The 8,152-nt window shown below is 71.7% G+C and carries 11 protein-coding genes; 3 read left to right on the forward strand and 8 right to left on the reverse strand.

The window, feature by feature from the left end; all coding sequences use genetic code 11:
- From J1C73_RS01690 to J1C73_RS01700, 3 genes are all read right to left on the reverse strand, one after another.
- A complete protein-coding gene (locus J1C73_RS01690; protein WP_207314741.1) occupies nt 1-648 on the reverse strand; it encodes an RNA polymerase sigma factor in 648 nt (215 codons plus the stop codon).
- A gap of 306 nt (nt 649-954) precedes the next feature.
- Nucleotides 955-1,227, reverse strand: coding sequence for a DUF397 domain-containing protein (locus tag J1C73_RS01695; protein WP_207314742.1), 273 nt, complete (start codon nt 1,225-1,227; stop codon nt 955-957).
- Nucleotides 1,187-2,035, reverse strand: a complete 849-nt coding sequence (locus J1C73_RS01700) for a helix-turn-helix domain-containing protein (RefSeq protein WP_207314743.1) — start codon at nt 2,033-2,035, stop codon at nt 1,187-1,189. The genes J1C73_RS01695 and J1C73_RS01700 overlap by 41 nt, the downstream gene beginning before the upstream one ends.
- A gap of 97 nt (nt 2,036-2,132) precedes the next feature.
- Between J1C73_RS01700 and J1C73_RS01705 the strand changes: the two genes are divergently transcribed.
- The gene (locus J1C73_RS01705) at nt 2,133-2,612 is read left to right on the forward strand and encodes an ATP-binding protein (protein WP_207314744.1); all 480 of its coding nucleotides are present in this window, start codon (nt 2,133-2,135) and stop codon (nt 2,610-2,612) included.
- On the opposite strand, the gene J1C73_RS01710 is transcribed toward J1C73_RS01705, so the two are convergent.
- From J1C73_RS01710 to J1C73_RS01720, 3 genes are read right to left on the reverse strand one after another with little or no spacing between them, the layout of a single operon-like run.
- Nucleotides 2,578-3,393: a serine hydrolase domain-containing protein gene (locus J1C73_RS01710; RefSeq protein WP_123470684.1), complete on the reverse strand. Its 816-nt coding sequence runs from the start codon at nt 3,391-3,393 to the stop codon at nt 2,578-2,580. The genes J1C73_RS01705 and J1C73_RS01710 overlap by 35 nt on opposite strands.
- A 45-nt stretch (nt 3,394-3,438) precedes the next feature.
- On the reverse strand, nt 3,439-3,972 hold the full coding sequence (locus tag J1C73_RS01715; protein WP_207314749.1) for a TetR/AcrR family transcriptional regulator: 534 nt from the start codon (nt 3,970-3,972) through the stop codon (nt 3,439-3,441).
- 22 nt (nt 3,973-3,994) lie between these two features.
- A complete protein-coding gene (locus J1C73_RS01720) occupies nt 3,995-4,831 on the reverse strand; it encodes an alpha/beta fold hydrolase (RefSeq protein WP_207314745.1) in 837 nt (278 codons plus the stop codon).
- 172 nt (nt 4,832-5,003) lie between these two features.
- Here J1C73_RS01720 and J1C73_RS01725 point away from each other — a divergent pair, with 172 nt between their 5' ends.
- A complete protein-coding gene (locus J1C73_RS01725; RefSeq protein WP_123470681.1) occupies nt 5,004-5,471 on the forward strand; it encodes a MerR family transcriptional regulator in 468 nt (155 codons plus the stop codon).
- The gene (locus J1C73_RS01730) at nt 5,471-6,487 is read left to right on the forward strand and encodes an aldo/keto reductase (RefSeq protein ID WP_207314746.1); all 1,017 of its coding nucleotides are present in this window, start codon (nt 5,471-5,473) and stop codon (nt 6,485-6,487) included. The genes J1C73_RS01725 and J1C73_RS01730 overlap by 1 nt, the downstream gene beginning before the upstream one ends.
- Before the next feature lie 79 nt (nt 6,488-6,566).
- Here the strand turns inward: J1C73_RS01730 and J1C73_RS01735 are convergent, their stop codons facing one another.
- Both J1C73_RS01735 and J1C73_RS01740 read right to left on the reverse strand, forming a co-directional pair.
- Nucleotides 6,567-7,775: an acyltransferase family protein gene (locus tag J1C73_RS01735; RefSeq protein ID WP_207314747.1), complete on the reverse strand. Its 1,209-nt coding sequence runs from the start codon at nt 7,773-7,775 to the stop codon at nt 6,567-6,569.
- On the reverse strand, nt 7,772-8,152 hold a 381-nt coding region (locus J1C73_RS01740; protein ID WP_242643562.1), incomplete at its 5' end, for an alpha/beta hydrolase. The genes J1C73_RS01740 and J1C73_RS01735, both read right to left, overlap by 4 nt.

Below are 8,152 nucleotides of genomic sequence, written 5' to 3' on the forward strand. Positions count from 1 at the left end.
TCATCGTGCGACCTCTTCCGCGTTGACGGGATTCTTCGAACTGAACGACGCCGTGACCGTGGTTCCGCCAATGAGGTCGGCCCCCAGCCTCCGCCGGGCCCGGTGCAGTCTGGACTTCACGGTTCCGACCGCCACCTTCAGCGCTGCCGCGGCCGCCTGCTGATCCAGGCCCGACCACACGCAGAGCTCGACGACCTCGCGTTCGTGGCGCGGCAGCCGGGCCAGCGCCCGGTGGATCTCCGACATGTGGCGCTCGTCGTCGACCCGGACGGCGACGCGGTCCGCGTGGTCGCCCACCGGCTCGTCATGCGAGACGAGCCGGTGCAGCAGCGCCTCGGCCCGCCTCAGCCGCCGCCTGGTGTTCGACAGCAGGCGGTCGGCGATGCCCAGCAGCCACGGCAAGGCCGAGTCGCGGTCCAGCACCGTCTCCGATCGCCGACGCCAGGCATGCAGGAACACGGTCGACGTGAGGTCTTCGGCCTCGGACCAGTCGGCCGTCCGCCGGAACAGATGGTTGTAGACGGTCTTGCCATGGCGGTCGAAGATCCGACCGAACGCCTCCCGGTCGCCGTCGACGGCCCTCGTCCACAGCTCCCGGTCGGATATCCCTCCGACCGGTACGGCGGGACCAGCGTCGTTCAGTTCCATGCTCTATACGTGTCCGGCAACCGGCCGAAGGTTCCCGATGAGCCGGCCCAATGTTGACGGAGAGGTTTGGCCTGCCGTTTTGCGCGCTTTGCCCACCCCGCTGGAGGCGCTGCCTCAACACGCGGAATGCATCGGGCTGCCGCTGACGGGGGCCTCGCCGGGGCGACGGCCGCCGCCGCGTCAGCGGCACTGGGCGGCGGTCGGCGCGGCAGCGGGGTGGCGGCGCAGGTGCCGCAACTGGGCTCAGGAACGACGGCCTTGACGGGCGCACCGACGGCGCTGCCGGCCTCCGTCAGCCGGACGAAATCACTTCGCGCAAAGACTCTCCACGAAGCCGCGCCAGGCATCGGCCCCGACGACGACGACGGGCCCGCCGGGGTTCTTGCTGTCGCGGACGGGGACGGATGCGGCGCAGCCGCTCGCCACCTCGACGCAGTCGCCCCCGGTGTTGCCGCTGTACGACGACTTACGCCAGGCGGCGCCGCCGGTCACGGTGCACTCGACGCACTCGCCGCCAGTGTTTCCGCTGTAGCTGGACTTACGCCACTGCGCGCTCTTCAGGTCGGGGCCGGTCTCCATAACGCTCCTCCATCACGCGGGTGATCAGAGCCGCCGAGTCCTCCACGGAGAGGGCTGCGGCCTGCAAGTGAGCGTATCGGAGCGAGGCCTCCCTGACCGTTTCGGGGCTGGCGGTCATATGGCCGGAGATGACGTCCTCGGTGTAGACGATGTCAGGGTCGTCGTCGAAGCGCATGGTGGTGAACGAGCCAGCCAGACTTGCGTGTTCACCTGCGGCGAAGGGCAGCACCTGAATCCGCATCCACCGGTTGGTGGCGAACTCCAACAGCTGGCGCAGTTGGGCTCGCATGGCCTCGTGGCCGCCGATCGGTCGGTACAGTGCGGCCTCGTCCAAAATGGCCCAGGCCAGCGGAGGCCGTTCGCGCTCCAGAATGCGCTGGCGCTCCATCCTGGCCGCGAGCAGTCCCTCCAGGCCGTCCGGCATACCGGTGGCCAGCACCGCCCGCGCGTAGTCCTCCGTCTGCAACAGCCCGTAGACCAACTGCGCCTGGTACGTGGAGATGTACGCGGCCCGTGCCTCCATGTCGGCGTACGGCTGGAACCAGGTCGGCAGCTGGCTGCGCAGGACCAGGCCCATCAGCCGGGAGAACACCCCGTCCGTGCCGAGGGCGGCGTCCACGCGTTCGGAGAAATCGCGGGTGGGGATCTTCTTCGTCGTCTCGATCTGGCCGATCAGCGAGCCCGTGCAGAAGATGATCTCGCCCAACTGGTGCTGTTTCAGGCCGTGCGCCTCGCGCTGGCGGCGTAATTCCCAGCCGTAGTAGTCCAGGGGGGACGCGCTGGGGTCGAGCGACTGGATGTTGGCCACGGCGGGGACCTCCGATGTGCAGGCGCGATGCGCAACGCCTCGCGGCGTTCGGTTCCGTAGGTAGCCGAGCGTAGTCAACTGATCGCACGATGGTGACATGAATCACGTAATTGCCCCCCGGGCCGAGTCCGAAGAGCCGGTCTACCGAGCCGACTTCGCCATGGGCGAGCACTCGGCCCGGCATCTGCGGCGCATCCTGCGGCTCTACCTCAACGGGTGGGGGCTGGCGGCCGTGGCCGACGCGGCGGAGCTCGCGTTGACGGAACTGATCGCCAACGTGGTCCGGCATGTGCCCGGCCGCCGCTGCCAGACGTTCATCTTCCGGCTCCCGGACGGCGACGGGGTCCGCGTCGAGGTGGCGGACGGCTGTCCGACGGTGCCTCGCGTGGCCGAGGGCGGTCTGCTCGACGAGGGCGGGCGGGGGCTGGTCCTGGTGGATGCCGTCGCGGACAAGTGGGGCGTGGAGGTGCGCCGCGACGGCGGCGGCAAGACGGTGTGGTTCGAGTGCCTGGCCGCCGCGCCGGGGGCTGGTGCCGGGTCGGTCACGCCGACAGTTCGGCCAGCACCGCGTCCGTGAACGGGGTCCAGGCCTCGGCCGCCCACGGTCCGAAGGCCCGGTCGGTGAGCGCGACGCAGGCCGCACCCGCGACCGGGTCGATCCACAGGAACGTGCCCGACTGGCCGAAGTGCCCGAAGGTCGCGGGAGAGGACGAGGTGCCCGTCCAGTGCGGCGACTTGGAGTCCCGGATCTCGAAGCCGAGGCCCCAGTCGTTGGGGTTCTGGTGGCCGTAGCCGGGCAGTACGCCCTTGAGGCCGGGGTGGACGACGCTCTGTGCGGCCAGCACCGTGCGCGGGTCGAGGAGGCGGGGGGCCTGCACCTCGGCCGCGAACCGCAGCAGGTCGTCGACGGTGGAGACGCCGTCGCGGGCGGGCGACCCGTCCAGGGTGGTCGCGGTCATGCCCAGCGGCTCCAGGACCGCCTGGCGGACGTATTCCGGGAACGGGATGCCGGTGGTCTTGGCGATGTGGTCGCCGAGTACCTCGAAGCCCGCGTTGGAGTAGAGCCGCCGGGTGCCGGGCGGGGCCGTCACCCGGTGCTCGTCGAAGGCGAGGCCGCTGGTGTGGGCGAGCAGGTGCCGGACCGTGGAGCCCTCGGGCCCGGCCGGTTCGTCGAGCTCGACCGCGCCCTCCTCGTACGCCACCAGCGCCGCATAGGCGGCGAGCGGCTTGGTGACGGAGGCGAGCGGGAAGCGGTGCGCGGTCGGACCGTGCGTACCGACGACGGTGCCGTCCGCTCGTACGACGGCTGCTGCCGCGGTGGGGACGGGCCAGTTCTCGATCATCGCCAGGCTCTGCATACGTACGAGGTTAATGCCCGTCACGGCGTGCCCCTTCCGGCGTGTTCACATCGCGCGCAGGCCCCGGTCGGCGAAGGTGATCAGCCACTCGAAGCTCTCGTCGACGTCGGTGCTCCACTGGAAGCCGTTGGCCGCCTGCAGTGTGGCGAAGCCGTGGCAGAGGCTGCGGAGCATCCGCAGGGCGTGGTCCACGTCGGGCTCCCCGATGTCGTAGCCGTGCAGGATCGCCCTGAAGGCGTCGAGCGACCGCCGGCCCGCGGTGGCCAGCGGATCGTCCGGGCCCGACGGTTCCACGCCGATCGTCGCGGCGTACCGGCCGGGGTGCTCCAGGACGAAGGCCCGGAAGGCGCGCGCCGCGGCCGCCAGGGCGTCGCGGCCCGCGTACCCCTGGACCGCGCTGCCGACGGCGTCGGCGGTCTCGCTCAACGCCAGGGCCGCGATGCGCCGGACGAGGTCGTCCTGACCGCCCACGTGCTTGTACAGGGACGGGGTGCGCACGCCGACCCGCTCGGCCAGCAGGGCCATCGTCAGGTGGGAGAGGCCCACCTCGTCGGCGAGGGCGGCACCGGCGGCGACCACGGCCGCCGGGTCCAGGCCCGCCCTAGGCACGGGCGGCCGCCGACCGGATGAAGGCGAGCACGAGCGAGACCACCTGGTCGGGGAACTGGTCGTGCGGGTAGTGCCCGGCGCCCTCGATCATCTCCAGCTTGCCGAGGCCGGACGGCAGGGCGTCGACGACCGCCGCACCCTCGGCGTGCGGATCGGCCCAGTCGGGGTCGAGCGTGCCCATCACGACCAGGACCGGGCAGCGGACGTTGCCGAGCTGTGCACCGGCGTCGGTCGGGGCGCCGCGGCCCATGCCCTGCAGCGCCTTCATCCGGCCCGGCTCGCGCAGCAGGGAATCGATGCGGCCGAGCCGCTCGGTCCAGTCGGCCGGCTTCACACCGGGGTAGGCCACGTCGAGGTAGGAGCGCCAGAGCCGCAGGCTGCCGAACATGTTCGCGCCGAGCAGCCGCAGCATGCCGCGCCGGAAGCGCTTCACGCGCAGGTCACCGAGGCGGACCGACTGCTTGCGGGTGAACGGTGCCAGCTCGACGACCGCGGTGATCAGGGAGGGCTCCCGCGCTGCGGCGATGGTGGCGGCGCCGCCGGAGATCGAATGGCCGACGAGCACGGCGGGGCCGCCCAGGTGGCGGATCAGGGCGAGCAGGTCGCCCGCGAGGGCGGTGCGGCTCCAGGCAGGCCAGTCGGTGCTGGACTCGCCGCAGCCGCGCAGATCGACCGCGGCGACCCGGTGGCCCGCGGCCACCAGCGGGGGGATCGCGGCACGGTACGCGGCGCGGCTGTCGCCCATGCCGTGCGCGAGAACGATCAGCGGACCGGACCCCGCCACCTCGTATGCGAGCGTGCCGCCGTCGACGGCGAGGTACTCGGTCATGGCATCCTCCGTACATCCCTCATGGCTAATTCTCTTAGCTAAAAGCTATCTTCGTTAGCTTTGGCCGTCAAGCGGCCGGCTCCGCGGATTCCCGGGCCCTGCCCGGCGTCGACCGAAAAACGATCCCGGTGGCGCTTGCTTCGAGTGCACTCCAAGGTTCTAGCGTGGAGGCATGACGGTGACGGAGACCACTTCGACTTCGACGAGGACCGATATCTGCGTATCGGCCCCCAAGGCGCATCCGCGCCCCGAGGGGCAGGACCAGTACACGATCAGCGAGGTGGTCGCCTTCACCGGGCTCACCGCACACACGCTGCGCTGGTACGAGCGGATCGGGCTGATGCCGCACGTCGACCGGTCGCACACCGGTCAGCGCCGCTTCACCAACCGTGACCTGGACTGGCTGACCTTCGTCGGCAAGCTGCGGCTGACCGGGATGCCGGTCGCCGACATGGTCCGGTACGCGGAGCTGCTGCGCGAGGGCGACCACACCTTCGAGGAACGCCAGGAACTGCTGGAGGCGACCCGCCGCGACGTGAGGACGCGGATCGCGGAGCTCCAGGACACCCTCGCCGTCCTCGACCACAAGATCGACTTTTATGCGGGCGCCCGACGGGCGCCGGAAAGGTCCAGTATCTGATGACTGACAACAAGATCGCCACCGTGGAGCTCGGCAGGGGCGGCCCGCAGGTCGGGGTCCAGGGCCTCGGCTGCATGGGCATGAGCGAGTTCTACGGGGACACCGACGAGTCCTCCGCACGCGAAACGCTGGAGACGGCCCTCGCGGCGGGCGTCACGCTCTTCGACACCGCGGACATCTACGGCAGCGGCGCCAACGAGACGTTCATCGCGCCGTTCGTCGGGGCGCACCGGGACGAGATCACCCTCGCCACGAAGTTCGCCATCGAGCGGCGCGACGACGACCCGCACTACCGGGGCATTCGCAACGACCCCGCGTACATCCGGCAGGCCGTCGAGAACAGCCTGCGCCGGCTGAACACCGATGTCATCGACCTCTACTACATGCACCGCCGCGACCCGGCCGTGCCGCTGGCCGAGTCCGTCGGCGCGATGGCCGAACTGGTGGAGCAGGGCAAGGTCAAGCAGCTCGGGCTGAGCGAGGTGACCGGTGCGGAGCTGCGCGAGGCGCACGCCGTGCACCCGATCGCGGCCCTCCAGTCCGAGTGGTCGCTCTTCAGCCGGGACGTCGAGCGCAGCGCGGTGCCCGCCGCCGTGGAGCTCGGTGTGACGATCGTGCCGTACTCGCCGCTCGGCCGGGGCTTCTTGACCGGGGCGTTCACGGACGCGGGCAAGGATCTGGCGAAGGGCGACTTCCGGCAGTTCCAGCCGCGCTTCACCGGCGAGAACGCGAAGACGAACGCCGCGCTGCTGGAGCCGGTCCACAAGATCGCCGCCGCGCACGGGGCGTCCGCCGCCCAGGTGGCGCTGGCCTGGGTGCAGCAGCGCGCCCAGGTGCACGGCCTGACCGTGGTGCCGATCCCGGGCACCCGCAAGAGCAGCCGGCTGCTGGAGAACGTCGGCGCCACCCGGATCACGCTGACGTCCGAGGAACTGGCCCTGCTGGAGCCGATCGCCGGCCGGGTCGCGGGGGACCGCTACCCGGACATGAGCTCGACGTCGGCGGCCCGCGAGTAACGACCTCCCGGACGGGCTGGCCAAATCCAGTCCGTCCGGCGTTGGAGTCCCGGGGACCCCCCCCGGGGACCGGCCCTGTCTACGCGATCCCCAGCGCGAACACCGCGAACCCCGCGGCAAGCACCCCCGCCAGCGCCCGCCGCGCACGCGCGGCCCGCGTCCCCGCCTGCCACGGCGCCTCGAACCGCCGCGCGTACCGCGCGATCAGCACCAGCAGCCCCGCGAACACCGGCATCCACGCGATCCGCGCCAGGACCCAGCCGACCGTGTCCGGTCCGGTCGTCAGCCCCGGCACCGCCCCGGCGAACGACGCCGGTACCGCTGCCGCCAGCATCGCCGTCTGGTGCCAGCACAGGATCGTCATCGCCGACAGGTTGATCACGACGACCGGCGCCCACACGAGCGGCCTGCGCAGCAGCCGCCCGATCCGCCTCCGCAGCAGGATCGCCGCCCCGCTCTGCGTGGCGGCCAGTGCGAGGACCAGCAGCGACGGCGGATGCGAGTTGGTGCGCGCCTCGCCCGGCACCCCGACCATCGACGCCGGGTAGTGGAAGAACAGCAGGAGCGCCGCGAACAGCACACCGCCACCGACGAGCAGCGCGGCGGCGCCCCGCTTCCCGATCCGGCCCACGCCCCAGGAGACACCGAGCTGGTACGCGAAGAGCCAGCCCGGCAGGATGTTCAGCACGCTCAGCCAGGAGGGCATGACGTCGGCGAGCGGCCCGTAGCGCAGCAGGTCGACGACGGCTACCGCGCCGAGCAGCGGAGCGGCGGCCCAGCCGCCGAATCTCCTCGCCATGCGTATGCAGTACGGGGTCAGCGCGGTGACCACCGTGTACACGCCGACGAACCAGAGTGGCTGGATCACCAGCGTCGAGCCGGTCCGCAGCGTGTCGCCCGGCACGCCGAGCGCGTACAGCACCGGGATCATCACGGCCCAGACGGCGGTCACCCCGAGGACCGGCCGGCCCAGGCGTGCCATCCGCCCGCGCAGCCAGGCCCCGGTCGTGGACTTCTTCCGACGGTAGGAGAGCACCGAGGCGTACCCGCCGACCAGGAAGAACACACCCAGCATCTGGAGCACCCAGCTGAACGGGGCGAGGGCGCCGAAGGCCGAGAGCGGGCTCGCGTTGTGCAGGGCGCCGCCGTCGTCGAGGCGGAACCCGCCGAGCAGCCAGTGCCCGGTCGGCACGGCGAGCAGGGCGAGGGCGCGCAGCCCGTCGACGGCACGGTCCCGGTGGGCGGGTGTACGGGCGTCGACGCGGGCGGCCAGGGTGCGCAGGATCATCGCGGATTCCCTTCGGTGCGGATGCCTCCGGTGCGGATGCCTTCGGCGTACGTGCCTTCGGCTATCGCGGCGAAGGCGTGGAGCGATTCCGTGCCGGGCGCGAAGTAGCCGGTGTGCCCGCGGGCGTCGCCGGCGGGCACCGGGCGGGCGCCGAACGCGGCGGAGGTCGGGTCGGCGCCGTGGCCCAGCCCGGCGAATTCGACGTTCGGCACGTGGTCGATCCAGTCGCTGGGGTCCTTGGCGGCCCACACCCGGGCATCGGTGTGCAGGGCGCGGACGTTGTCGGCGCGCATCCCGGGCGATCCGAGGACGACCAGATCGGTGGCGCGCAGCCGGGGCGCGGCGAGGCCGCAGACGACGGAGCCGTAGCTGTGGCA

The organism is Streptomyces laculatispora (assembly GCF_017353455.1).
GTDB classification, from domain to species: domain Bacteria; phylum Actinomycetota; class Actinomycetes; order Streptomycetales; family Streptomycetaceae; genus Streptomyces; species Streptomyces laculatispora.

Bases quoted from the DNA above. Each gene is read 5' to 3' on its own strand.
- J1C73_RS01695 (WP_207314742.1), bottom strand. From the start codon at position 1,227: ATGGAGACCGGCCCCGACCTGAAGAGCGCGCAGTGGCGTAAGTCCAGC.
- J1C73_RS01720 (WP_207314745.1), bottom strand. From the start codon at position 4,831: ATGACCGAGTACCTCGCCGTCGACGGCGGCACGCTCGCATACGAGGTG.
- J1C73_RS01735 (WP_207314747.1), bottom strand. From the start codon at position 7,775: ATGATCCTGCGCACCCTGGCCGCCCGCGTCGACGCCCGTACACCCGCC.
- J1C73_RS01705 (WP_207314744.1), top strand. From the start codon at position 2,133: ATGAATCACGTAATTGCCCCCCGGGCCGAGTCCGAAGAGCCGGTCTAC.
- J1C73_RS01725 (WP_123470681.1), top strand. From the start codon at position 5,004: ATGACGGTGACGGAGACCACTTCGACTTCGACGAGGACCGATATCTGC.
- J1C73_RS01730 (WP_207314746.1), top strand. From the start codon at position 5,471: ATGACTGACAACAAGATCGCCACCGTGGAGCTCGGCAGGGGCGGCCCG.
- J1C73_RS01710 (WP_123470684.1), bottom strand. From the start codon at position 3,393: ATGCAGAGCCTGGCGATGATCGAGAACTGGCCCGTCCCCACCGCGGCA.
- J1C73_RS01690 (WP_207314741.1), bottom strand. From the start codon at position 648: ATGGAACTGAACGACGCTGGTCCCGCCGTACCGGTCGGAGGGATATCC.